Below are 25,093 nucleotides of genomic sequence, written 5' to 3'. Positions count from 1 at the left end.
AATTCCGTCATCGTTGCCACGGCGTCAGTGCGCGTGCTCCGCGTGCGCGCCGTGACCCGCCTCGTGGTGTTCGTCGTGTTCGTGATCGTGGTGGATGTTCACGGCCAGGCCGATGAACACGCACGACAGGAACGTAAAGATGAACGCCTGAAGGAAGGCGACGAAAATCTCAAGCATGTTGATCGCCACGCTGCCCAGCACGACCGGCACCGCGATCGCGAAGCCCATCCCCTGGCTGCTCTGGCCCGCCATCATGATGAAGCTCAACAGCACGGCCAGCAGAATGTGCCCCGCGCACATGTTCGCGAACAGACGAATGGCCAGCGCCACCGCCTTCACGATCAGCCCGATCACTTCCAGCACGGCAATGAGGCAGTTGATCGGAAACGGCCCCATGAAAAAGTGCTTCACGTAGGCCATGCCGTGAATGCGCAAACCGTTGATGACGATCATGAAAAGCGTGCAGGTCGCCAGGGTGCCGGTCACCCAGATGTTGCCGGTCGCCGTCCCGTAGATCGGCTTGCCGATCACCCATTGCGTAACCGGTTGCAGCGGAAGCAGGCCGAGAATGTTGCAGGTGAGAACGAAAAAGAAAGCCGTCCAGATGTAAACAATGAACCGATCGGTGTGCTCGCCCAAGTTGGGTCGCGCAACCTTCTCCCGCAGAAACGCACAAATGGCCTCGACCATGTTGCGCGGACCGCGCGGCGTCAGGTCCGCCACCTCGTTGCCCGTGCTCCGCGACCGCGACCAGAGCGGCATGAACAACACCAGCAGCACCGCCGCCGCCAGCATCATGATGACGTGGTTCGACAAAATCGTGTACTTCCCGTCGGCGGTCTTCAGCCACGTGTGATCCACCACGTGCGAAAGCGGGTTGTCACCGGATGCAAGCAGGTAGTTCATCATGCGGGCGTCTCGAGTTCCTTGCTCCACCGAATCAACGTCAACGTCTCGACCTTGATCATCACCACGTATCCGATGGCGACCCACACCAGGAACGGCCGCGGCTCCGCCACCCGTTGCCACGCCATCAGCGCCGCCAGCGGAACCGTCAGAAACATCCGCGCGACGCTCGCACCCAGTGCAACATTAAACCGACCGGCCGCCGGGCGACTTCGCATCATGCGCATCGCCGGCAGCAGCGTCGCATAAACGATCACCGTCACCAGCGCCAGGGCCAGTCCCAACGATCGCGTTCCGCCTTCACCCGCGATGCGCTGCGTCGGCACGATTCCCACGGCCGCCAGGATCAGGCTCGCCACGAGCGGGATCAGTGCCAGCCGCCCGACACGACGCTGACGCTGTCGGCCAGCCGCTTTGTCGTTCATCCGTCGTCCCGACTCGACGACTGCGAATCGTCCCTGCTGCGATCGCGTTTTTTCAGTCCCAGCGCGCCCCGGAGTTGGGATCGCACGAGGTTGTACAACCCGCCGACGATTCCCAGCAACGCACACGTCAGCAAGCACCACGGCGACGAGTTGAACTTGCGATCGAGCAGATACCCGATCGCGCACATGCCGCCGATTGCGGCCGCCAACTCGAGGCCCGTGCCGGCATGCCGCATCCAGTTGCCTGGAGGTCGTCCGGAAGGCTCCGCGCCAGTCATTTCATGCTCCTCGTGAAGGCGTCCGCCGGAGACTTTGTGCAAAATGGAACAAAGTCCGGCAAAATAAAAGGGCGAACGTTCTTCGCCGCCCTGTCAGGCCTTCCGGGAGCACGTCTCCACTGGGACGGGGAAGTGTAATGGGCAGGCAAAAATCCTGTCAACCCGAATAGCAATTGCTTGCCATTCGAACAGATCCGAGTGAAAGCCTGCGAGGGGGATATTTCAATCGTAACAGAACCGATGCAGGCCCGGTCGGCACACTGCCCAAGCAGCATTAGAATCCGGTCATGGAGCAAGCTCTGCAACAGTTAGCCGGCAATCTCTCTCGACACGCCACACATAACGATATTACCGGAATCTGGCCTGTGTCCTCACTGGCGGAGCTTGGCTCTGTCGGAGCGTGGCAATGGGTGATCCCGGTTGAGTACGGCGGGCGGGGATTGGATCAGGTCCAATTGACCCAGGCCTACGAGGCCGTTGCGGCAGGCTGCCTGACGACGCTGCTGATCCTCACGCAGCGTGATCGGGCCTGTGAATTGATCGCAGACGGCGCGAATGACGCACTCAAGGCCGAACTCCTGCCGCGTTTGGCGCGGAACGATCTGCTGGCGACGGTCGGCATCAGCCAGGTGACCACCAGCCGGCAGGGGGCGCGGCCGGCGCTGGTCGCCGCGGCGGAGGGTGATGATTTCGTTCTCAACGGCGTGATGCCGTGGGTGACGTCGGCGGCGTCCAGTGACGTGATTGTGACGGCGGCGCTTCTTTCGGACGGACGTCAACTGCTGGCGGCGGTGGACGCCCGCGCGCCCGGCGTCACGATCGACAAGCCGATGGATTTGATGGCATTGCAGGCATCTCTGACCAGCGAGGTGCATTGCCGCAACGTGCGCGTGCCGCGCGCGCACGTGATCCGTGGACCGGCTGCCAATGCGCTGTCATCTGGCATGACGATTCGGCCGCACGTGGTGGCGGCGGCCGGCGTGGGGCTGGCGGGATCGATGGCGACGTTCATTCTCGCGCATGCCGGCAGCGCAAACGGCGCGCTGCGAACGCTCGCCGAGGAGATATCGCACCGTTGCGACGCCATGCGCGAGCGGTTGTATCGCATCACGCAGCAGGCCGCAGCGCGGTCAGCGGCGCGCGCGGGGACCACCGAGCCGGGCGATGAACCGGCGGAAGCAAACGATGAGAAGACCGATCTGCGCATTGCGGTCAACGATCTGCTGGTTCGCGTCGCCGCAGCGGCACTGGTCTACGGCAAGGGCACGGGGTTCCTTCGACAGATGCCGGTTCAGCGGCTGGTGCGCGAGGCGATGTTCTTCCTCGTGTGGTCGGCGTCGACGGATGTTCGCGCCGGGACCGTGGCACGCCTGCTCGAAGCGCCGACGCCGGAAGTGCGGAGTTTGTCGATTGATTAACGAACCGCCCCGCCGCGACGTGATCGCGCACAACATGGCCCTTTCTCGCCTGCCTTGCGACGATCCCCCTACAATCGAGCGCCGCCGGCAGGGACCGGGATGACCCGCTCCGGCGCGGTTTCCACGCGCGGACGTTGCGTCGCGATTTGTCGCGGACGTGCGCGGCGACTAAACTATTCACAGCGATTCGCCCACGGAACGACCGCCATGCCGCGCGACAAAATCACGCTCGCCACGCTCGTCTCTCGCAAACGATCGCGCACGCCGATCTCGATGCTGACGGCTTACGACTTCCCCACGGCCCAGATCGAGGAAGCCGCCGGCGTCGATTGCATCCTCGTCGGTGACTCGGCGGCGCAGGTCGTCCTCGGGCACGATTCCACGCTTCGCGCAACGATGGACTACATGGTGACGATCGCCGCCGCCGTGCGACGCGGCGCACCGAGCGCCTTCCTCATTGGCGACATGCCCTATCTCTCGTTCAACATCACGCATCAGGAAGCGATTCGCAATGCCGGCCGCTTCATGGGCGAGGCCGGCTGCGATTGCGTGAAGATCGAGGGCGACGCGCGCATCGCCGACACGGTTCGTGCCATGACCGCGGCAACGATTCCCGTCATGGTCCACCTGGGGCTGCGGCCGCAGGCGGTGCATCAGTTTGGCGGCTATCGCGCGCAGGGTCGCGACGCGCGCTCCGCGCAGACGCTGATCGACGATGCGAAACGGCTGGAAGACGCCGGCGCGTGCGCGCTGTTGCTGGAGGCCGTTCCGCCCGAGCCGGCGAAGATCATCGCCGAATCGACGGCCCTGCCGGTGATCGGCTGCGGCGCGGGGCCGCACTGCGACGGGCACGTGGTCGTGCTGCACGACATGCTGGGGTTGAGCACCGGCCCGCTGCCGCGCTTCGTGAAGCGCTATGGCGATTTGCATGCCGACATGTCCCGCGCGGTGAGCGCGTACGTCGCGGACATTCAAGCCCGCGGCTACCCCGGCGCGGAGCACGTCTACCAGATGGAAACCGGCGAGGCGGCGAAGCTGCGCCCGGCCGGTCCATAATATTTACTCTTGTCGAGATAAATAAGGCGGCTTGCGGTGCGCGTTCGACGATTCGTCACGCGGATGTTTCCACCGACTGCCAGAGCAGCTCGGCGATGTCAAACTGCTTCACGTCCTCGCGCTGCTTGCTGGCGAGTCCGTCGATGAGCATGCGCTGACAGAACGGGCAGCTCGAGGCGACCAGGTCGGGCTTCGTGTCGAGCAGTTGTTCGGCCCTGCGGATGTTGACGCGCTCGCCCTGCGCGCCTTCGCGAGGGTGTTCCTCTTCCTTGAACATCTGCGCCCCGCCCGCTCCGCAGCACAGGCCGCGGTCGCGCGTTTGCGCCGGCTCCAGCACCGTGAGACCGGGGATCGCGCGAAGCGTCTCGCGCGGCGGCTCGTACACCTCGTTGTAGCGCCCCATGTAGCACGAATCGTGATAAGCAACCTTCGCATCGATTCGGTTGGCAGGGCGCAGCTTGCCTGCCTTCACGAGATCGGCGAGATAGACGGAATGATGCACGACGTTGAACTTGCCGCCGAAGTCGGGGTATTCGTTCAGCAACGTGTTGAAGCAGTGCGGGCAGGTGGTAACGATGGTCCGCGGGTTGTAGCGATTGAGCGTTTCGACGTTCGCCTGCGCCAGCATCTGAAAGAGAAACTCGTTGCCGGCCCGCCGCGCCGGGTCGCCGGTGCATTGTTCTTCTTCCGCAAGAATAGCGAAATCAACGCCGGCGGCCTGGAGCAACTGCGCCGTCGCGCGGGCGATCCGCCTCGCGCGATCGTCAAAGGACGCCGAGCAGCCGACCCAGAACAGCACCGCCGCGTCGGGCTTCTCGGCGATGCGCGGCACGTTCAGATCGGCCGCCCACGCCGCGCGATCGCTCGCCGGAAAGTTCCACGGATTGGAGTTGGACTCCATGCCGCGGAAGGCGTTCTGCAACTCGGTGGGGAACTCCGACTTTTCCATCACAAGGTGCCGACGCATGTCGACGATTTTGTCAACATAAGTGATAAACACCGGGCACTCGGTCTCGCACGCGCCACACGTCGTGCACGCCCAGATTACTTCCGGCTTGATGATGTCCGGCAACAGGTCCTCGGGCTTCCACGCATCCCCGTTGCCGTTCGCGCCGTCACCATTCGCACCACGCGCGGCACGTTTCGCGGCGATGAGCCTGCCTTCGTTCTGATAAACGTAATCGCGCAGGTCGAGCGTCAATTGCTTGGGCGAGAGCAACTTGCCGGTCTGGTTCGCCGGGCAGTGATCGGTGCAGCGGCCGCACTCGGTGCAAGTGTAAAGATCAAGCACGCTCTTCCAGGATAGCTGCGTGATGCGGGCCAGGCCCAGCGTCTCTTCACGCTCAATCTTGCCCTCGATGTCCTCGACGTTCGGCAATCGCCCGCGCGGACGGAGCGACTGCGTGAAAACGTTCGGGATGGCCGTGACAATGTGGAAGTGCTTGGAGATCGGCAGCAAATTGAGAAACAGCAGCACGAGCGTGACGTGCGTCCAGAAGCCGACGGCGGAGAGCACCGACAAGGCCGACTCGCTGCCGACGCCGCTCAACGCCATCGCCATGATCGAGCCGGCCGGTTCGAATCCGTCAAAACCGGTGTGCGAGACGGCCGCGGTCGCGACCGCGCGGTGCGCGTGCAGGCGCTGTTCGGCGCCGTCGTGGAGGATATCGGCCCACATCATGGATTCAATGATGAGCAAGATGATGACGCCCTCGGTGGAGAGCGTCATGCGGCGTTCGCGCTTGATGAGGCGATAGTAGAGAAAGAGCGCCGCCGAAAGGATGACGAGGATGACGAAGATGTCCTTCAACAGGGAGTAGCCGTCGCCCAGCGCCGTGCCGCGCGCGAGCAGGCCCCAGAAAGTGAAATCGGCATCGAACCCGCGGCCGAACAGGAGCAGCGAACGCAGCAGCAGGACGATGAAGCCGAGGAAGATGAACTGGTGCGCGACGCCGGCCCACCAGTAACGGCGCATGCGTTTCTGGGCGAAGGCATATTGCCATGTGCGGCGCAGGCGCTCGCCGATCTGGTCGAGGCGGTTCTCTCCGGGGCCCAGGGTCATCAATGCGTAACGGCGCTTGAGCTGCCAGGCAAACAGGCCCCAGGCGACGACGAGCAGGAGCGACATGGCGATGGGGTTCATGTCCAAGAGTGTAAACGAGAGTCGTTGGATCAGAACAGCCGCTTGAGGCCTAGAACCGGCTTCAAAACTCCTCTCCCCCTGGGGGGAGTGGTTGGGTGAGGGGGACAAGTAGTTCAACCGAAAGGATTCACCCTCACCCCGACCCTCTCCCTGAAAGGGAAAGGGGGTTTTGAAACAGCTTGCACGCTGGCCGTACGAACCTCGATCATCTCGGCGACCTGCCGCGAGAACGGCGTCAGTGCTTGACCTTCTTCACTTCCTCTGTCAGCAACGGCACAAACGTGAACAGGTCCGCCACCACGCCGTAATCCGCCACCTTGAAAATCGGCGCTTCGGGGTCGCTGTTGATCGCCACGATCCGGCGGCTGCCGCGCATGCCAGCCAGGTGCTGAATCGCCCCGCTGATTCCGCATGCGACGTAAAGCGACGGCGTCACCGTCTTGCCCGTCAGACCCACCTGCCGCGAGTGCGGCTGATAGCCCGCGTCGCACGCCGCGCGGCTCGCGCCGACGGCCGCATCCAGCGCGTGTGCGAGATCGAAAATGATCTTGAAATTCTCCTCGGACTTGAGACTCCGCCCACCGGAGACAACGATCGCCGCCTCGGTCACGTCCTTCTCCGCGCCGCCGGTGCGTACGATTTCCTTCGTCACCTGTCGCGCATCGCCCGCGTCGGCGTTGAACGGCACGCTCACGCGCTCGGCCTTGCTCGTCGCGCCGCCGGGCATGGCGAACGTGTTGGGCCGCACCGATGCCATCTGCACGCGGCCGGCGTTGAAGTGAACCTTGCTCGTCGCCTTGCCGTTGTAGATCGGCCGGCGGACGACCAGCGCGCCGTTGCCCTCGATATCAAACTCAACGCAATCGGTGGCGAGGCCGGCGTTCACGCGCACGGCGACGCGCGGCGCCAGATCGCGCCCCATGAACGACGCGGCCAGCAAGACAATCTGCGGATCGGCCTTCTGGATGATCGACGCCAGCGACCGCGCGTAGGTGACGGCGTTGTACTTCGCCAGCGCGTCGGATTCGCAAAGGTACGTCGTTGCGACGCCGGCGGCGTCGAGCTGATCTGCGAGCGGCGCGAGGCCGCTGCCGATCAATGCCGCTGCCACGCGCCCGCCGGTCTTGCCGGCCAGCATCGCCGCAGTCGAAATCGCCTGCATCGCCGCGGGCAGAATCTTTCCATCTCGCTGTTCAACGAATACGAGTACGTCCTTCGTCATGGGTCGGCCTCATTCAAGATGTCATTGTTCGCTCGGAACGCGCGGGAGCGGTCCGAATCGCGCTGGGTTTCGAGCCGGGTAATGTAACCAAACACAGGGGAACGGAAAAGCCGACCGGCCGCGCTGGGATTGATAGCGTTTGCGTTTTGATCCAAGCCGCGACCGTTAGAGAGCGGATTCCTGACGTTCTCGCATGCGAACCCGCTAGCCACGGCGGATCTGCGACTTGCTGACGCGCGCGGCTCTGCCCCAATGCTGCCAGTGCGCCCGCACGGCGCGAAAAAGCCGGTAGGCCGTGCCCGCGCTGCGACGGCGGCGGCGGCGCCTGCGACCGCGCCGAGCCGGTCTATTCAAATGTCTTGTGAATCTGCGACGCGATTTCCGCGGCGCGTTCCAGCGTCAGCGAAAAAGCGCCGTTGCCGTTGTGGCATCGAAGACAAATGTAATCGACCGTCAGCGCCGCGCGGCCCTGGGCATCGCGGCGCACCTGCGTGCCGTCCTGCGATAGGAACGCGATGTAATCGACCGGCTGGGTGTTGATGCGGAAGATGTGCGAGCGCGTGTCGGCCACGCGCGCCACCGGCCCCACCACCGCCGGATCGGCCGTCGAGTAGCTCCGCACGGCGAAGGGCATGTGACAGCTTTCGCAGCTCAATGGCTCGGAATAATCGCCGCGCGTGAAGACCTCGCCGGTGTGGAAGCCCAGATCGAACGTGTCGTGGCAGGCGGTGCAGCGATTGCGAATGCCGCGATCGGGATCAAACACCGATGACGCGTGCGTGTCATGACAGTACGTGCAGGAGAAATCGCGATGCCCCCCGCTGGCGCGCAGCTCGGGATACTGTGCCAGCGGCACGATGAACGCCTCGTCCACCGGAATCACGCCGTCGGTCGCGCCATACGGCTGGCTGTGACACTTGAAGCAGCTCTCCGCGCCGGTGAGATCGACAAACAACTCTCGCGCGAACGGATCGGGCAGGTGATTCGAGCCGGGACCGTGACACGCCTCGCACTGAACGCCCGGCTCGGACCAGGTGCCGCGAATGCCGGCGCGGCCGTCCTGAAAACGCGGCGCGGCGGGGTCCTGCGGCCGCGCGCCGGTGGTGCGCGGCGCGAACTCGTTAAAGGTAAACGGCAGTGGAACGGGGTCGGCTGGTCCGAACGGCGCGAAGCGCGCAGCGCCGCCGTTGGGGGGCGATTTGAGATTCCACTGCGAATCGACGCCGCTGGTGGAATTGATGATGAGGTTACCAGCCTGATCGAGAAACCGCGCGCCGTGCAGGTGCCCACCGACGACGTACGAGATGTCGGTCCATGCGAAGCCGTCGGGAGGGTTGGGCACGCCGGCGAGCGGCGCTTCGGCGGGATAAGTCGGCGGCGCGCCCTGGGGCGTCTTCATCGTGTGCGCGTGACCGTGAATGGCGTGCGCCGCGGCGAAGTCGTTGTGACACGATCGGCACGCGGCGGAACCGACGTAGGTCGCGCCGTTGTTGGTCGGGTCGGTCGTGTTGTAATAGACGCCGTAGTTCGGCGGCGGATTTCCGATCGAGACGCACTGCGCGGCGGGCAGCGCGAGCGCGCCCGCACCAAAGCCGAGCAGCAGGACGATGCGTCGGGTCACGCGACGCATGGCGACAGGCTTGATGGTTTCGTGCATGGTGCATCCCAATCCAGACCGCGGATGGCGCCCCGGAAACACATCCTTACTTTAGGGCGCTTTGCGGAACGAGGACAGGGATCGGTTGTGGAAGCACGAACGGTCTGACGGCGCAATCGACGCACCCGGCGTGATCACTTCGCCCGGCGCCGAGCGACCTCGGCACCGGGCGCTACGATGCACTACAGCCCCTCGGCAGTGAGCAAGTCGTCGCATTCATCCAGCATGTCGCGCACGTAATCTGGATTGTGAATGCCCTTGCTGCCGTCGGCGAGGATGTAGTGATACATGAAGCGAACCTTCTTGATGCGTTCCGGAATCGACGCCTGCCCGCCGCTGCCCGGGCCACCGTTGGAGGTGTACTCCCAGTTGCCCCAGGAATCCAGGCGCACCTTGATCGCATCCAGCTTGCCCTGAATCTCGGTCTGAAGCGTGGCGAGCGCCGCAGTGGCTGCCGCCGATGACGGATGGCAACCCGTGTTGGCACAGCCCTTGGTGCTGACCTGGAAGCTGTGGCCGGCGATGGCCGGAGCCTCTTCGCTCTGGAAGTCCTCACGATACATGTGACAGGTCGCGCACTGCTCGGTGGCAAACGAGTGCACCGAGACGCGGCTGGGAACGAGCGGCACGACGGGATCGTCGCCGGTCGTCGCGGGCATGGCCATCTCGCCGACATAGACGTTCACTTGGACGCTGTGGTGCGGCCCGCGCGAGGTGTCCATCCAGGTTCGTCCTCGCCCGTGGTGGCACTGGCCGCAGATGTTGAATCGCTCGGCGTTGGTCGTTGCCTCGATGGTGTTGGTGGGAGTCGGACTGGTGACTTCGGGGTATCGCAGTTGGAAGTCGCGTCCGTCACCGGGATCCACCGCGTTGCCGGTGCGCATGTGCGGATTGTGGCAGATGGCGCAGGTGACCGCATTCATGTCCTCGCGATTGACGCCCTGGAGCGTCGTATCAGCAACGGTCTGGTTGTTGAGGATTGCGAGGAAGCGGTAGTCGCCGGAGTGACAGGTGCCGCACGTGTTCAGACTGGTGCCGTTCTTGAAGTAATTGGCCGGTGCCTCGGTGACCATCGCGTGGCCGGACGTTAGCCATTCATCGTAATTCGGGTGATGCTCACCGGTGTGACACTGGCCACAGATCGACGAGGCAATGTTCTTGGGCGGGCGAAGCGTCTCATCGGAGGCGTTCTCCGCGTGTTCGCGCGCCGGGCCGTGGCAGGCCTCGCAGCCGACGCCGGCCAGCACGTTGGTGGTGGCGCGATCGACAAAGCCGCCCTCTTCGCCAAAGCCGACGACGTGGCAGCCGATGCAATTGGCGTTGTTTTGCTGGCCGATGGCTTCGAGCGATTCATACGCCTTGGCGTGCAGCGTGGCGGCCCAGTTGTTGTGGATGTTCGCGTGGCATTGCGCGCAGCGGGCCGAGCCGACGTACTTGCCGGTCACGCCGGAGTTGCCCGATCCGGGAGGCGGCGGTTCGCACACATCGCCGACGCCATCCCCATCGGCATCGGCCTGATCGGCATTGATCGCATTAGGACAATTGTCTTCACTGTCCGGGATGCCGTCGCCGTCCGTGTCGGTGATCCCGGGAATAGACGGACCGCCGGGGCATTGCATGCCGAGCAGCACCGCGCCGCAAAGACCGAGGACCAACCCCATGCCGAGCATCGTGCGGTTTCCGCGAGAAGCCAGATACGTCGCCATGCGTACTCTCCTTTTATTCAGTGCGTGTCAATCGAAGAGGTAGCTCATGCCTCAAAGCCGCGTCATCTAGTCGCGCGAGCAGCGTTTGCGGCGAACGGTGCGAGCGCATCATGCCGGATGCTCGCCGCCTTGCCGCGCGGTTGTGCCAATATAATTGGCAATCACCATGCCACAAGCCCGAAGTCGTATTTTTTCAAACTCGCTGACGACTTCCAACTGCGCGGCGTGAACGTTTTCCTGATCGTGTCAGCATTGCGCCGCGATTTGGGGCAGCAAAGTGGCATCAATCCAGCGTGATTTTGGAATCTTCCGATCCAATTGCGAACAATCCCGCAACCCGTACGGCGAACTCCGCATTCCGCGCTCTTTGCGGGGTGCCCCCCCATCGCGCACAATGCCCCGGCCTGTTGCGGAAAGTTCATCCGCCCAATGGCGCGATGCGGTAACTTTGGAATTCCACCCATCGGCGCGCGGGTTGCACGCAACCTGCTCGGAGGCGTTCGCGGTTGATGGCCATCTGCTCCCCCGCCACCCCGATTCAACACCGTGCTATCCCTCGTGGTCGCGCGCTGCCTTGGTTGATCGTTGCGTTGACGGCCGGCGCCCCGTTGCCCGCCGCCGATGCGGACGACCCCGACAACTGTCTGCTTTGCCACCAGTATCGCGCGCTAAGCCGGCTCGACCCGCAGACCGGTCGTGCCCACATCTACTTTGTCGATCCCGATTACTCCACGCACATGAAAGGCCCGCACGCGCGGCTGGCCTGCACCGACTGCCACGCCCGTGACGAAGTCACCACCATCCCGCACAAACCGGTGACGCCGGTCAATTGTGCCACGCAATGCCACCTCGCCGGGCCGGCCGGCACCGAGCAGCCGTTCAGCCATGCCGCCGTCGCGGACATGCTCGAAGGCAGCGTGCATACGCGGGATATGCTCGCCAAACTCACGTTCGCCCGCGGACCGCTCCTCAACGAAGGGCAATCCAACTGCCTCTATTGCCACGATGAACCGATCTTTCGCGATCCGACCATCGCCGTGCCCGCTTTCGCCGATCTGTCCGAGCGCATGCTCGATCGCTGCGATGTCTGTCACAGCCAGCAACTGCCGACCGACATCCACTACTTCATGCGGCACGTCGCCTCGCGCTTGCAGCCCGCGCGCTCGACGCTCGAACTCGCCCAGGTCTGCGCCGTCTGTCACAGCGATCCGCAAGTCCTCGCCGATCACAGCCTCCCGCAGTCCGTTGCCAGTTTCGTCCGCAGTTTCCACGGCAAGGCCGCCCTGCTCGGCGACGAAACCACCGCCAGTTGCCTCTCGTGCCACGTCAACGCCGGTGAAAACGCCCACCTCATGCTTGGCAAACGCGACGAGCGATCCAGCGTCCATCATTCCAGGATCGCCGATTCCTGCCGCAGCACGCAGTGCCACCCCGGCGCCGATCTCGCCATTGCCGACATGGCCGTGCACCTCGACCTGCCCGCGGCCCAGGGAACGCTCGAGTTCGCCATCGCCGCGACCTTCATCGTCCTGACGATTCTCACTTTCGGCCCGTCGGCCCTGCTGGTGCTGCTCGATCTGTTGCAGATTGTCATCGGGCGCACCGCTCACGGCGACCCGCGACTGATCAAGCTGGTCAAACAAATCGAGGAACACCCACTCGGCGCCCAGCAGCTCGTGCGCTTCAAAGTCCGCCACCGCGTGCAGCACTGGATTCTCACGGTGCTGTTCGTGCTGCTCGTCCTCACCGGCTTCCCGCTCAAGTTCGCCGACCGCGACTGGGCAGCCTGGCTGATCGGGCTGTTCGGAGGCCTGGGCGCGGCACGCGTGACACACCACTGGGCCGGCATCGCCCTCGTCGTCGGGTTCCTCATGCACATGCTCGACGTGTTCTTTGTCTTGCGCAAGCGCGCCCAGGAACTCATGACCAACGGCCATCCCGCGCCGTGGGTCACCGCTTTCACCGGGCTGCCGATGTGGATCTCGATGGACGACGCGAAGAAATCGCTGCAACTCTTTGCGCACCTGCTCTTCCTGCGAAAGGACCGGCCGTCGTTCGGACGGTTCAGCCCGGCCGAGAAGTTCGAGTATCTCGGCGTCTTCTGGGGGACGATGCTGCTGGGCATCACCGGCGTGATCCTGTGGGCCGAGCAGATCAGCTCGCATTTCTTTGGCGGCCGGGTTTTCAACATCGCGAGCATTGCGCACACGTACGAAGCGTTTCTGGCGGTCATCCACGTCGGCATCCTGCACATTTACAACGTCATTCTCTCGCCAAAGGTTTTCCCGCTGTCCCGCGCGACGATCACCGGCGAGACCCCGCTTCCCAAGCTCGTCGAAGAGCACACCGACCTGATCCACGAAATCGCGAGCGAACTGGGCATCGCCCACCCCGAGACCGGCGAACATCCCGAGGAGGGCCACCATGCCGTCTAAATGGCTCGCCTCGATCGGTCGGATTCCGTGGCGGCGCATCGCGTCCGCATCGTGGCGCGCCTTTCGACGCACGATTCCGCGCGTTTACGCGCTGGCGCTCGGTGCCCTGATCGGCTACCTCACTTTTGCAGCCGTTCGCTACCTGATCGTCTCGCTGGCCATCGAATCCGGCCCACCTCCGCAAATCGCCGCCCTGCCGACCCGACTCGACGCTGCGACGCTCTCCGCAGGCCGAAGCGCCTTTGCCGCGCTCGATGCCGCCGAACACCCGCGCTCCCCGCTCGCGCATTACCACCGGCTCGACTCATGGATCGCGCCCGACGCCTACAACGACTGCTCGCGCAGCGGCTGCCATGCCCCCCTGCCGCACGCGCGCGACAAGGAGCTGCGAGCCTTTCTCAACATGCACGCCAGCTCCATGCACTGCGGCGTCTGCCATTTCGATCATCAGCCCACCCCGCTCAAGCTCGCGTGGTACGACCTGCAAAGCGGGCAGGCACGCGGCACGCCCGCCCTGCTCGACGCTTACGGAATGGTGCTTGCCGCGACGGCTGCCGAATCGCGCGGCGCGGAAAGGCCCACCCCGCATCGCACGGATCCATCCTTTGATCAGGATCGCGCCAACCAACTTGGCAACCTGTTGAACCAGGCGGCCGATGCCGCCGGCGGCTCGCGCAGCCTGAAGGAGCTGGCGCGGCACATCGCGGCCGTGAGGCCCGGTTCGCCTGCCATGGCGAAACTATTGGACGCCGCGAGGGAAGAACTGCCGCGCCATTTCCGCGGGGAGTACGGCGCGAAGCTGGCCGTCGTCGATCGCGATGGGAAACTTCTGCGCGGCCATCCGAACACAGAGCAAGCGAAGCGAAACTACCTGGAGGCGGTGCGGCGTGCGGCCGAGCGAATCGGCGCAGGCGCTTCGCCGTCGAGCCAGGCCGTGACGACTTCGCAGGCCGTGGACGTTGCGCCGCGCCCGGACACGGGTTTGTCACAAGCGGAGCGCGATTCGCTGCTGGCGGCGGTCCATCCGCTGCGGCGCAAGCAGCCGCGAACCTGCACCGAGTGCCACCGCAGCGATCAATCGCTGATTGATTTCAAGGCGATTGGAATGCCCGGACCGCGCGTCGACGCGCTGGTCAACCCCGTTGTCTTCCGAATGATCGAGCACATCGGCCAGGGTCGCTCGTTCGGCCTGCCGGAGTTCATGCGGGACAACGCCGAATCGCGTGGAAATCAACGCAGCAACACGCCGACGAGCCAACCCGTCGAAAGACTTCGATAAGCCCCCTTGCGGACCTGACGCCGGCACGCCCTGTTTGGGCGTTTGGCGCGTGATTACGTTTCGACGTTTCTCTACGCTGACGCCCGCGCCGTGCGCGATGCTTTACCCGGCAAGTGCACCTGCAACTGCACGAAGCCACCCAGCGGCGTGCCGGGCAGGGCATGGCTGGCGGCCTCGCCGTTCACGGCGCGCATGGGGATGAGGCTGGCGGGGATTCGCGTGCGCCGGCGGATGCCGCCGCGCATGAGTCGAAACGCCCAGCCGAGCGTGCGGCGGATGGTCTGGCCCAGGCCCCACATGCCGATGAACTGCATTCCGGCGTCGGCGAGGTAGAGCCGGCTCTTGGGCCGGACCAGCGCCCAGAGCATTCTTAGCGGATTATAGAAATAAAGGTACGCCGCGAGGATGTTAAACTGTTTCTTCCACGGCTGCTTGTGGTTCGACGCGACGACGTAGTTCCCGTCGAGCATGTGCGTCTCCACCTTGCGCCCGCCGACTTCGTCGTAGGCCAGGCCGCTGGTGAACGCTTCCTCGTACAGCTTGGACCCCGTCGCTGGCGTGATCATCAGCACTTGCAGGCTCACCGCGCCGGCCTTGCGCAGCAGCCGGGCCTGGTTGATCAGGCCGTAGGGTTTGCCGAGCGTGTACAGCGGCTGCGTATCGTGGTGCATCATCATCGGCATCGGACAGATGCCGTGCCGTTGAAGCAGGTGGAACGCTTCGGTGGTCTTGTCGACGCTCTGGCCCTTCTTGACAAGAGTCGCTGTCAAGTCCTCGACGCCGAGCCACAGAGCGCGGACGCCGGCGTTGCGCACTTCGGGCAAATGATCGCGCAGCAGCAGCGTGTCGTGGACCGTGACTTCGGTGCCCCAGCGGATGACCTTGCGCACGCGCTGGCCGTTGAACTCGCGCCGGGCCAGGGTCTGGATGATCTCCAGGGTGCGCTCTTTGTGATTGAAGAAGTTGTCATCGGCCCCGAAGAAATAACGCAGGCCGAACTCGCTGTGCAGCCGGTGGAACTCCTCGGCGATGCGTTCGCCGCTCTTGAGCCGATGCTGCCGCTGGTTGTACGCCGGGATCGGGCAATACTGGCAGGCGAACTTGCAGCCGAACGTGAGCACCAGCGAGGCGATCGGCGAATAGCGCCGCACGCTGCTGGCCGGCAGCGCCTTCATCCCCAGCGTCGCGGCGTTGCTCGGCGGCTCCAGGAGGCGATAACCGTGGACCGGATCGGGCAGTTCGTCGAGATCGCCGACGAGCTGCTGAATGCCGGTGTCGATGAGTTGCTCGGTGCGCCCGGTCGCGGAATCGATCTGCGGGTACACGAGGCCGGGGATCGTATCAAGCAATCCGTCTTCTTTTGCCCGCAGAAACGCGGCCCGAAGCGACGTGCCCGGCTTCCGAACCGACAGCACCACCTCCAGCAGGCTCAACAGCACATACTCCTCGCCCGTCACCGCGACATCGGCCCCCCACGGGTCGGCCGCGTCGGTGCTGAACACGTCCCACGGCTCGTAGATCGTCTTCGCGCCGCCGGCGATGATCAGCGGTCGATTCGATTCCTCGATCCGGCAGGCGTCGCGCAACAGGTCCTTGAGCGCCGCCGTGTGAATCTGCATCGACGATACCATGAACAAGTCGGGGATGCGACCATCCAGCCGCATCAGCGACGGGCGGAACTTTTTATTCCACTGTTGCAGTACGATGCGCGTCTTGTTGAAGCCGGCGTCCGCCATGGCGGACCCGACCGCGCGAACGCCGGCCGGCGCCATCCGCATGTCGGCGTAAATGAACGGCAGCATGCGCGTTCGATGGTCGAAGGCGCAGGCCACGACGCTCGTCAGATCATGCTGGGGAGCGATCAGGCGAAGTCGGCGGCGCAGATCGGTTAAGGCGCCACGGGGTAACAGCTCTTCTCCGCGTTCGCGTCTTGGAAGTTCCACTCGCGTTTCTCCAGTTGTCCCATAAGGTTATCGGCCGTTAACAATTCAGCCCAAAGACCGAATCGCCCCGCGCCCGCAGCCGATCCCGAATCGCCCGGAAGCATAGCATACTCGGCCCTGATCGGAAATAGCAGTTTTTTGTTGCGAAAAGCGGTTATTCAAGCGTCCAGCGTGATCTCTCAAGTATTCGAAAGCGGGAATCACCTCGCAAGGAAACTGCAAACCCTGCCTTATGCTTGGCTGCTCATGACTTCCAGTGAGACCCAACCGACCCCAGTCGACCCCGACGCGTCTCGGCAGCGGGCCGCGCTCCGGAAGATTGCCGCCTTGTTCGGAATCCTCCTCGTCGCGTTGGCCGCGCGAATGGTGTCCCTGCATCAGCTTCGCGATCTGGGTTTCATGAATCACACGATCTCCGACGGACGTGTGTACGAGGACTGCGCTCGAGCGATTGCATCGGGACAATGGGCCTGTCCGCGCGAGTTCGTCCATGCGCCCCTGTACGCTTACTTTCTTGCGGCGATGCGCGGCGCATTGGGAGACAGTTTACTCTTTCCACGCGCTGTGCAAATGGCGCTGGGCGGACTGTCATGCCTGCTTCTGTATCGCGGCATGAGCCGGTGGTTCTCGCATCGCGCCGGTCTCGTCGCCGCGCTCCTGCTCGCGCTCTATCCGCCGGCAATCTTTTTTGACCTGTTGATTCAGAAAACCAGCCTCGGCATGTTTCTCGTCGCGGCGCTGTGGTGGGCCATGGCGCTTTGGCGCGAGCGGCCGACCGTGACCCGCGCGCTGCTGTGCGGCGCGCTGATGGGACTGCTCATTCACGTTCAACAGGCGCTGATGCTGGCGGCGCCGATCGTGCCCGCGTTTCTACTCTTCGGCCGGCGTGCGCCGCAGACGCCGGCGGTCCCGTCTCCCCGTGCCGGAACCGCGGCATTCGGGATTGCCGGCGCGGCGGCGATCGTGCTCGTCCTCGCGCCGTGGGTGATTCGCAATCGCGTCGTGACCGGCGAATGGGTGCTGACCACGCCGAATCTGGGGCAGAACTTTGCCATGGGCAACGATCCCGGCGGCCGCGGAACGTATCAATCGCTGCGCCTGGGGCGCGGCAGCGGCGAATACGAACAACGCGAATGGACGCGCGCAGCCGAGCGGGCGCTGGGCCGATCGCTCTCACCGGGCGAGGTGTCGGATTATTACTTCGCGCAGGCCGTCGAACGAATCCGCGGGAACCCCGGCGGCTGGGTGAAGCTGCTGGGCCGCAAGGTGCTCATGACGCTTGGCGCGACGGAGTGGATGGATGCGGAGGATTACTACGTCTACATCGAACACAGTTCGGTGCTGCGATGGCTCGACCGGTTCTTTCACTTCGGCGTGCTCGTGCCGCTGGCGGTGCTGGGGATCTTCAGCACGGCGCATCGCGCGCGCGAAGTGTGGCCGCTGTACCTGTGGGGGCTTGCCACGGCGGCGACACTTATGGCGTTCGTGGTCTTCGGGCGGTATCGCTTTCCCATGATCCCCGTGCTGATCGGCTTCGCGGCCGCGGGCCTTCTGACCATCCTGAACCCGGGTCGGCGCAATCGAGACCCGGCGATCGCGACGCCGTCGCGCGCGATGCGGCCAGCCGCCTGCGTCGCCGCGATCGCCTTGGCGCTGGTGTGCAACGTCGGCCAGGCGATCCATCGACAACCGTCTGCGATCGGACTGGCCAATCATGCTTCCGCGCTGGCGGCGACGGGCCGGCCAATCGAAGCGTTGCGCGACGCGCAGCGGGCCGTGGTCACCGATCCATCGTCGGCCGACGCATGGCTCATTCTGTCCGATCTTCAGCGCCGAGCCGGAAAATCGGAAGCGGCGCTGGAGGCGGCCGATCGCGCTGCGGCACTGGCGCCCGGCGAATCCGCGCCGCTTCGCGCGCGGGCCGCGGTCCTGATCGATGCCGGTCGGCTGGACGATGCCGAGTCGGCTTATCGTCGCGCGCTGGAACTGGACGACCGCGACGCGCGGGCGCGCGCGGGTCTCGCGGGCGTCCTCGCGCGGACGGGCCGCGCGGCCGGCGCGCTGCCGTTGTTTGAGGAAGCGTTGCGCGACGAGCCGGAGATGGTCGATGGTCGCGTGAACTACGGCAACACGTTGCTGGAGTTGGGTCGCGAGGAGGACGCGGCGGCGGCGTACCGCGCGGCGCTGGCGACCGATCCGAAGCACGAAGAAGCGCGGCTCAATCTGGCGATCCTGGAATTCAACCGCGGCCGGCCGGTCGAGGCGCTCGAGCAGCTCGACGCGCTCGCGCGACATCACCCGCCGCGTGCGCCGGCACAGATGCTGCGTCTGTCGGTGCTGGCCCGACTCGGCCGAATCGACGACGCGCGCGACGAGGCCCGCGCGCTGCTGGATCGCGATCCGGAACGGGAGGACGTACGGCGCCTGCTTCGCGCGCTGGAGGTCGCGGCCGCGCGGGCGACGACCCGCCCCGTCCCGTAGAATGGCTTCGTCATGGTTTCGAGAACATCACAATCGCAAACGACGAAATCGCCGGGCGGTCCGCCGGAGCCGTGCGGCGTCGTGAATCTCTACAAGCCGCGCGGCTGGACCAGCGCGAAATACGTCTACCGCCTGCGGCCGATCTTCGGGCTGCGCAAGATCGGGCACGCCGGGACGCTGGACCCCTTCGCCGACGGCGTGATCGTGGCGTGCGTTGGTGGCGCGACGCGCTGGGTGGAGCGCATCATGGCGATGCCCAAGCGCTACCGCACAACGCTGCGGCTGGGTGTCACCAATGAGACATTCGATCCGGAGCAGCCGTTTCGCGAGGTGCCCGGGGCGCAGCCGCCCCCACGCGCAGCCATCGACGCGGCCGTATCGGCGATGCGCGGCGACGTGATGCAGACGCCGCCGGACTACAGCGCGATGCGCGTCGGCGGGCGATTCAGCTACCAGCGCGTGAAAGCGGGCGAGACGGTGCGGCACGAACCGCGCGTGATCCGCATCGATGCGATCGACGTGCTCGCGTATGCCTGGCCGCGGCTGGAACTGGACATCGCCTGCGGCCGCGGGACGTACATCCGGGCGATCGCGCGCGACTTGGGCGTCACCCTGGGTTGCGGTGCGATCTGTGAATCGCTGACGCGCACGGCCGTAGGTCCATTTGAGATCAAGGGTTCGGTCGATCTGACGCGCAGCGACCCGCAGGCAGTGCGTGCGGCACTGGTGACAAGTCTTGACGCTTCGGACGGATGATCGGCCTCCATCAAGCGGGGTGTCCTTGACGCCGGTAGAAGTTTGGTATATGTTAGGGTATGTCCCAATCTGCAGAATCCGGCAAACCCATCGCTCACGCCGAAGGCTCCCGCCGGGCTTCGTCGCGCAGGGCGAAACATCACCCCGGCGGCAAGCCCGCACGCGGCGCGCACGTGGCGATCGACTCGGTCAGACGACGCGGTCCGCTTGAATCGCGCTGCTCGCGCGGCTTGCATCACAACGATCGGCGCGATCCTTCGTCGACGGTTCCGCTGACCGGTTTAAGCGCGTCGCAGCGGTCGCTTGTGGAGCGGCATTCGCCCCTTGTCCACCTGACGCTGAAACGGACGTTCGGAACGCGGCCGGATTTTCCGCCGGAGCGGGCGGACATGGTGCAGGAGGGGTACCTGGCGCTGGCCGAAGCGATCCGCTCGCACGACCCGGCGCGGCATGGGGTCTTCGCGTCGTACGCCATGGCGCGGATCCATTTCGCCATGAGTCGATATCGGCACGAATCCGGACCGCTGATCCGCGTGCCGTTCGTGACCCAGCGCCGCCGGCGCGACGCCTCGCGGCGCGCGGCGGACAACGCGCTCGATCCGGCAAAAGGCGTCGTCCGTCTGGATTCGTCGACGGACGACGCGCTGCCTCGCGTGGTCCCGCTGAATTTTCACGACGGTGCGCCGCATCCCATCCACCGTCGCGAAACGATTCGAGCGACGCCGCATGCAAACGGCGAGTTCCTCACCATCGGCGATCTGATTCGCCAACGAATCGAGTTGGCGCTGGAGCGGGCCGTGGCGATGGAATCGCAGCGACCGCGACGAAGCATTGCCGACCGCGCGCTGATCCGCCGCTGCGCGGCCGAGCGCCTCGGCGTGCCCAACGAAGCCTCGCGCACGCCGCTTCGGCGGCTGGCGCAGGAACTCGGATGCCCGCTTGCACGCGTCACCCGGTGCGAAGCGGCGCTGGGCCGGGCGGCTGCGCGCCTACTCGAACACGACGCGGCGTTTCAGGCGTTGCTCCGCATCGGGCGCGAAGCCGACGAAGGCTGGCGCGCCAGCGCGGAACGCATCACGATTGAGAAACCTCCGCCGGCGCAGTCCGCGCCCGGCGGCGACGGCGAACCAGCGCGCCAGCAGCCAGCGCCGCGCCCCCCAGCACGGTGAATGGACCGGTCACGTCGAGAAAGCCCAGCACGAACATCGGCCGGGCGATGAGCAACGTGCCGGCGTCGGCGGCGGCCTCCTCGTCGTCGTCCTCGGCGAAGGCCGCATCGAGGGCGGCATCGGTTTCGTTCGCGGGCGGAACCGGCTCGTTGACGAAAATCGAGGTCTGGGTGAAAAGGTAATGGTCGTCGCCACTGACGCGCTTGGCGCGCGCCGTCGTCACGGCGCTCGTGACGATCAGGGCGACGGCGATCCCCGCGTAGGCGAAAAGGAGTTTGCGGTACATAGCCGTGACGCCATCGTACGACCCACGGCGAGCCATGCCAAACGGTGCAACGTCAACCGCACCAGAACGTGTGGCGGTTTCGTATCGAGGCATGGCGCCATTGGAATGTTCACGTTTGATTCATTACCATCTGTGCCCTCTGTCGCGCTTGGTGGTCCATCGTGCCGCGGCGAGAAGACCGAACAGCGCACTCAACCTGGGAACAACCCCGTGCCCGATTCGAAAACGGATTTTGACCAGCAGTTCGCCGAGTTGCAGCGCGGCTGCGAACACATCTACGGCGAGAAGCCGTCCGAGCTGCGCGATCGCCTTGCGAGCGCGGCGGAATCCGGCAAACCGCTGCGCATCAAGCTCGGCATGGACCCGACCGCGCCGGACATTCACCTGGGCCACACCGTGGTGCTGCGCAAGATGCGGCAGTTCCAGGACCTGGGCCATCGCGCCGTGCTCATCATCGGCGATTACACCGCGCGGATCGGCGATCCGTCGGGCAAGACCAAGGCGCGTCCGATGCTTGACGAGGAGACGATCAAGAGAAACGCCGAGACGTACTTCCAGCAGGCCGGCAAGGTGCTGGACACGGACCCGGCGAAGCTGGAGATTCGCTACAACAGCGAGTGGCTGGCGAAATTGACTTTTGCCGACGTTCTTCGGCTGACCAGCCACATGACGCTGCAACAGATGGAGCAGCGCGAGAATTTCAAGCTGCGTCTGCGCGAAGGCGTGCCGATCATCATGACCGAGCTGATGTACCCGCTGATGCAGGCGTACGATTCGGTGGCGATCGACGCCGACGTGGAGCTGGGCGGCACCGATCAGACGTTCAACAATCTCGTCGGGCGGGATCTCATGGCCGCGTACGGCAAACGGCCGCAGATGGTCGTGATCATGCCGATCCTTCGCGGGCTGGACGGCCACGAGAAGATGAGCAAGTCGCTGGGCAATTACATCGGCGTGACCGATTCGCCGAAGGAGATGTTCGGCAAGACGATGAGCATCGGCGATGCCCTGATGCCGGAGTGGTACACGCTTCTGACGACGCTGCCGACCGAGCGGATCAAGGAGCTGACCGATCCGGCTCGGACGCACCCGCGCGACGCGAAAGTGCTGCTTGCTAAGACGATTGTCACGACGTTTTATGACGCGGCGACGGCCGATCGTGAGGAGCGGCTCTGGCAGCAGGTCATGGTCGAGGGCGGTCTGCGGGACGATCTCCCGACGGTGACCGTGGCGCGGAGCGAGTGCGAGGCAGACGGGACGATCTGGCTGCCGAAGCTGCTGAAGCTGCTGGACTTGGCGCCGAGCACGAGCGAGGGCCGACGGCTGGTGCAGGGCGGCGGCGTGCTGGTGAATCAGCAGCGCGTGGAGGATCCGAAGGCGACGGTGACGCCGGCGGATGGGATGCTGGTGCAGGTGGGCAAGCGGCGGGCCGCGCGGATCGCGCTGTCCTGAAGTGCCTCATTCATGTCGCAATCCGCCAAAGCGGCGATCGCGCCGGGCGTAATCACGGATCGCGTCGTTCAAATCCTTCACGTGAAAATCGGGCCAGAGCACGGGCGTGACGTACAGTTCGGCGTAGCTGATCTGCCAGAGCAGAAAATTGCTCACGCGCATCTCGCCGGCCGTGCGAATCAGCAGATCGGGATCAGGCAGGCCGCTCGTGTAGAGGACGTTGCCGATGGCGGCTTCGTCGATGTCTTCAGGGCGGCGCCGGCCGTCGCGCACGTCGGCGGCGAGTCGACGCACCGCATCAACGATTTCCAGCCGCGAGCCGTAATTCAGCGCCAGGCAGAGCGTCATGCCCTTGTTCCGCGCCGAGAGATTCGCCGTCTCGTCGAGTTCATGCAGGACTTCGCCGGGCAAGCCCTCGCGGCGGCCGATTTGAACCAGCCGAATGTCGTTGTCCATGATCTCGCCGCGCTCGCGGATCAGATACTTCACGTACAAGCGCATCAGGTGGGCGATCTCGTCCAGCGGGCGGGACCAGTTCTCGGCGCTGAAGCTGTACAACGTCAGGCACTGCACGCCCAGCCGGGCGCAGTGCGTGACGATCTCGCGAACGTTCTCCGCGCCGGCCTCGTGCCCCGCCACGCGCTTCTGGCCGCGCTGCTGCGCCCAGCGGCCGTTGCCGTCCATGATGATGGCGACGTGCCGCGGCAGGCGCTCGCGCGGGATGCCGAGTTCAATCTGCGGATCGAGTTTTTCGGCCGTGGCCATCGTCAGGTGAAACGTCCAAGAATGCGGCATCGGCGCCCCGCCGGTGAACCGCAAGCGAGACGCCCGTGCCACAGGTTAATCGCTACAAGCTGTTTCAAAACCCCCTCTCCCTTTCAGGGAGAGGTTCGGGGTAAGGGTGAATCCTTTCGGTTGAACTACTTTCCCCCTCACCCAACCTCTCCCCCAAGGGGGGGAGGCGTTTTGAAACCAGTTCTAATACGGTCCGCGGTGCAGCGTCGCCGTGCGTTCGGCGCCGATGCTCACCAGCGTGATCGGCACGCCGAGCAATTCTTCAAGGCGGTCCAAATACGCGCGCGCCGCCGCCGGCAGATCGCCATGCGCTTTCACGCCGCTTAAATCACCCGGCCAGCCAGCCAGCGTTTCATAGACCGGCTCGACTTCGTTCAACACGTTGATGTCCGGTGAAAAAATCTTCAGCGGCTGCCCGCGATGGAGATACCCCGTGCAAATCTTCACCTCCGGCAGCGCGCCAAGCGTGTCCAGATGCATGATCACCAGTTGCGTGATGCCGCACAAATCGACGCTGTACTTGGTGGCGAAGGCGTCGAACCAGCCGCAGCGGCGCGGTCGGCCGGTCGTCGTGCCGTATTCGTGACCCCGTTCGCGGATGAGATTGCCCGTCGCGTTGTCCTGCTCCGTGGGGAACGGTCCGCTTCCGACGCGCGTCGTGTACGCCTTCATGACGCCGATGTAGTTGCGTATCGCCGTCGGCCGCACGCCTGCGCCGGCTGCGACGCCGGCCGCCGTGCAGGTGCTGCTGGTGACGAACGGAAACGTGCCGTGGTCGATGTCGAGCAGGCTGCCCTGCGCGCCTTCAAACAAAACGCGATCGCTTCGCGCGATGGCATCGTGCAAGGTGAGCGTCGTGTCGCGCAGATGCGGGGCAAGCCGTGCGCCGAGTTCGAGATACAAGTCAGCGATTTGTTTCGCATCCATCGGCTCGCGGTCGCCGTACATCGCGGCAAAGAGCCGATTGCGCTCCTCGCAGATGCGCGAGACGTTCTCCCGAAACGCCGCGCCATCGGCCAAGTCCCCCGCGCGCAGCGCGTTGCTGCGCAACATCTTCTCGGCGTAACACGGGCCGATGCCCTTGGCCGTTGTGCCGAGCTTCTTGTCGGCCAGGCCGGCTTCGGAGAGGCGGTCCTGTTTTTTGTGCCAGGGCATGACGAGGTGCGCTCGCGTGCTGATTTGCAGGTTGTCGCCGACGGCGACGCCGCGCTGCCGCAGGGCGTCGAGTTCGCCGCAGAGAATCTCGATGTCCAGTACGACGCCGGGGCCGATGATGTTCAGCACGCCGGGCCGCAGGATGCCGCTGGGGACGAGATGCAGGGCGAATTTCTCACTGCCGACGCGGACGGTATGGCCCGCATTGGCCCCGCCGGCATAGCGCACGACGACGTCAAAATGCTCGGTGAGCAGATCGACGATCTTGCCCTTGCCCTCATCGCCCCATTGCAGGCCGACGACGCTGGTGTTGCCGAGGGAGTGAAAGTCCATGATGGAGCGCCGTTCGGTGATTGACGATTCACGTGAATCGTTCTTCGCCGGGCTATTTATACGTGGTCTAAGAAGTTCTGAAAAGCTGCATACTGGGACGTAGTAGCAACCCGTTGGCCGGCGTATGATCTTCTAACGCGGCGCCAACGGCGGACAAACCCGCCGGCTCAATGATCCACCGATAACCTGCGGTCACTG

20 protein-coding genes are annotated in these 25,093 nt (G+C 64.8%); 9 read left to right on the top strand and 11 right to left on the bottom strand.

The window, feature by feature from the left end; all coding sequences use genetic code 11:
• Positions 1 to 24: 24 nt before the first annotated feature.
• The 3 genes from atpB to HRU71_11280 are packed head-to-tail and all read right to left on the bottom strand — an operon-like array spanning position 25 to position 1,609.
• On the bottom strand, positions 25 to 909 hold the full coding sequence (gene atpB / locus HRU71_11290; GenBank protein QOJ04028.1) for a F0F1 ATP synthase subunit A: 885 nt from the start codon (positions 907 to 909) through the stop codon (positions 25 to 27).
• Positions 906 to 1,331 (bottom strand): hypothetical protein, encoded by a 426-nt coding sequence (locus tag HRU71_11285; GenBank protein ID QOJ04027.1) that lies wholly within the window; start codon positions 1,329 to 1,331, stop codon positions 906 to 908. Before HRU71_11285 ends, atpB begins: the two co-directional genes overlap by 4 nt.
• Entirely contained in the window at positions 1,328 to 1,609 is a 282-nt protein-coding gene (locus HRU71_11280; protein QOJ04026.1) for an AtpZ/AtpI family protein, read from the bottom strand. Before HRU71_11280 ends, HRU71_11285 begins: the two co-directional genes overlap by 4 nt.
• Positions 1,610 to 1,896: 287 nt before the next feature.
• On the opposite strand from HRU71_11280, the gene HRU71_11275 reads away from it, so the two are divergent.
• Positions 1,897 to 3,027, top strand: coding sequence for an acyl-CoA/acyl-ACP dehydrogenase (locus HRU71_11275; protein ID QOJ04025.1), 1,131 nt, complete (start codon positions 1,897 to 1,899; stop codon positions 3,025 to 3,027).
• A gap of 207 nt (positions 3,028 to 3,234) precedes the next feature.
• Complete coding sequence (panB, locus tag HRU71_11270; protein QOJ04024.1) at positions 3,235 to 4,083, top strand: 3-methyl-2-oxobutanoate hydroxymethyltransferase; 849 nt, start codon at positions 3,235 to 3,237, stop codon at positions 4,081 to 4,083.
• A gap of 55 nt (positions 4,084 to 4,138) precedes the next feature.
• Here panB and HRU71_11265 read toward each other — a convergent pair whose 3' ends face one another.
• The 4 genes from HRU71_11265 to HRU71_11250 form a co-directional block, all read right to left on the bottom strand.
• A complete protein-coding gene (locus HRU71_11265; protein QOJ04023.1) occupies positions 4,139 to 6,226 on the bottom strand; it encodes a (Fe-S)-binding protein in 2,088 nt (695 codons plus the stop codon).
• A 235-nt stretch (positions 6,227 to 6,461) separates the two neighbouring features.
• Entirely contained in the window at positions 6,462 to 7,448 is a 987-nt protein-coding gene (locus HRU71_11260; protein ID QOJ04022.1) for an electron transfer flavoprotein subunit alpha/FixB family protein, read from the bottom strand.
• A 346-nt stretch (positions 7,449 to 7,794) separates the two neighbouring features.
• Positions 7,795 to 9,105 (bottom strand): hypothetical protein, encoded by a 1,311-nt coding sequence (locus HRU71_11255; GenBank protein QOJ04021.1) that lies wholly within the window; start codon positions 9,103 to 9,105, stop codon positions 7,795 to 7,797.
• Between the two features lie 182 nt (positions 9,106 to 9,287).
• On the bottom strand, positions 9,288 to 10,811 hold the full coding sequence (locus HRU71_11250; protein ID QOJ04020.1) for a hypothetical protein: 1,524 nt from the start codon (positions 10,809 to 10,811) through the stop codon (positions 9,288 to 9,290).
• Between the two features lie 117 nt (positions 10,812 to 10,928).
• On the opposite strand from HRU71_11250, the gene HRU71_11245 reads away from it, so the two are divergent.
• The 3 genes from HRU71_11245 to HRU71_11235 all read left to right on the top strand — a co-directional run bounded on the left by HRU71_11245 (position 10,929) and on the right by HRU71_11235 (position 14,525).
• On the top strand, positions 10,929 to 11,108 hold the full coding sequence (locus tag HRU71_11245) for a hypothetical protein (protein ID QOJ04019.1): 180 nt from the start codon (positions 10,929 to 10,931) through the stop codon (positions 11,106 to 11,108).
• Between the two features lie 293 nt (positions 11,109 to 11,401).
• Positions 11,402 to 13,246 (top strand): hypothetical protein, encoded by a 1,845-nt coding sequence (locus tag HRU71_11240; GenBank protein ID QOJ04018.1) that lies wholly within the window; start codon positions 11,402 to 11,404, stop codon positions 13,244 to 13,246.
• Positions 13,236 to 14,525: a hypothetical protein gene (locus HRU71_11235; GenBank protein ID QOJ04017.1), complete on the top strand. Its 1,290-nt coding sequence runs from the start codon at positions 13,236 to 13,238 to the stop codon at positions 14,523 to 14,525. The genes HRU71_11240 and HRU71_11235 overlap by 11 nt, the downstream gene beginning before the upstream one ends.
• Before the next feature lie 71 nt (positions 14,526 to 14,596).
• Here the strand turns inward: HRU71_11235 and HRU71_11230 are convergent, their stop codons facing one another.
• Complete coding sequence (locus tag HRU71_11230; protein QOJ04016.1) at positions 14,597 to 16,468, bottom strand: radical SAM protein; 1,872 nt, start codon at positions 16,466 to 16,468, stop codon at positions 14,597 to 14,599.
• A gap of 327 nt (positions 16,469 to 16,795) precedes the next feature.
• Here HRU71_11230 and HRU71_11225 point away from each other — a divergent pair, with 327 nt between their 5' ends.
• The 3 genes from HRU71_11225 to HRU71_11215 are packed head-to-tail and all read left to right on the top strand — an operon-like array spanning position 16,796 to position 20,874.
• The gene (locus HRU71_11225) at positions 16,796 to 18,949 is read left to right on the top strand and encodes a tetratricopeptide repeat protein (protein QOJ04015.1); all 2,154 of its coding nucleotides are present in this window, start codon (positions 16,796 to 16,798) and stop codon (positions 18,947 to 18,949) included.
• Positions 18,950 to 18,961: 12 nt separating this feature from the next.
• Entirely contained in the window at positions 18,962 to 19,705 is a 744-nt protein-coding gene (gene truB / locus HRU71_11220; protein ID QOJ04014.1) for a tRNA pseudouridine(55) synthase TruB, read from the top strand.
• 59 nt (positions 19,706 to 19,764) lie between these two features.
• The gene (locus HRU71_11215) at positions 19,765 to 20,874 is read left to right on the top strand and encodes a hypothetical protein (GenBank protein QOJ04013.1); all 1,110 of its coding nucleotides are present in this window, start codon (positions 19,765 to 19,767) and stop codon (positions 20,872 to 20,874) included.
• On the opposite strand, the gene HRU71_11210 is transcribed toward HRU71_11215, so the two are convergent.
• Positions 20,780 to 21,160, bottom strand: coding sequence for a hypothetical protein (locus HRU71_11210; GenBank protein ID QOJ04012.1), 381 nt, complete (start codon positions 21,158 to 21,160; stop codon positions 20,780 to 20,782). The two genes, HRU71_11215 and HRU71_11210, sit on opposite strands and share 95 nt — an antisense overlap.
• 210 nt (positions 21,161 to 21,370) lie before the next feature.
• Between HRU71_11210 and HRU71_11205 the strand changes: the two genes are divergently transcribed.
• On the top strand, positions 21,371 to 22,612 hold the full coding sequence (locus HRU71_11205; protein ID QOJ04011.1) for a tyrosine--tRNA ligase: 1,242 nt from the start codon (positions 21,371 to 21,373) through the stop codon (positions 22,610 to 22,612).
• A 6-nt stretch (positions 22,613 to 22,618) separates the two neighbouring features.
• Here HRU71_11205 and HRU71_11200 read toward each other — a convergent pair whose 3' ends face one another.
• Positions 22,619 to 23,377 (bottom strand): isoprenyl transferase, encoded by a 759-nt coding sequence (locus tag HRU71_11200; protein QOJ04998.1) that lies wholly within the window; start codon positions 23,375 to 23,377, stop codon positions 22,619 to 22,621.
• 213 nt (positions 23,378 to 23,590) lie between these two features.
• Complete coding sequence (locus HRU71_11195; GenBank protein QOJ04010.1) at positions 23,591 to 24,895, bottom strand: adenylosuccinate synthase; 1,305 nt, start codon at positions 24,893 to 24,895, stop codon at positions 23,591 to 23,593.
• Positions 24,896 to 25,093: the final 198 nt, after the last annotated feature.

This window comes from Planctomycetia bacterium (genome assembly GCA_015200345.1).
GTDB lineage: Bacteria > Planctomycetota > Phycisphaerae > UBA1845 > UTPLA1 > PLA3.
This window is presented reverse-complemented; position numbering and strand designations above follow the sequence as displayed.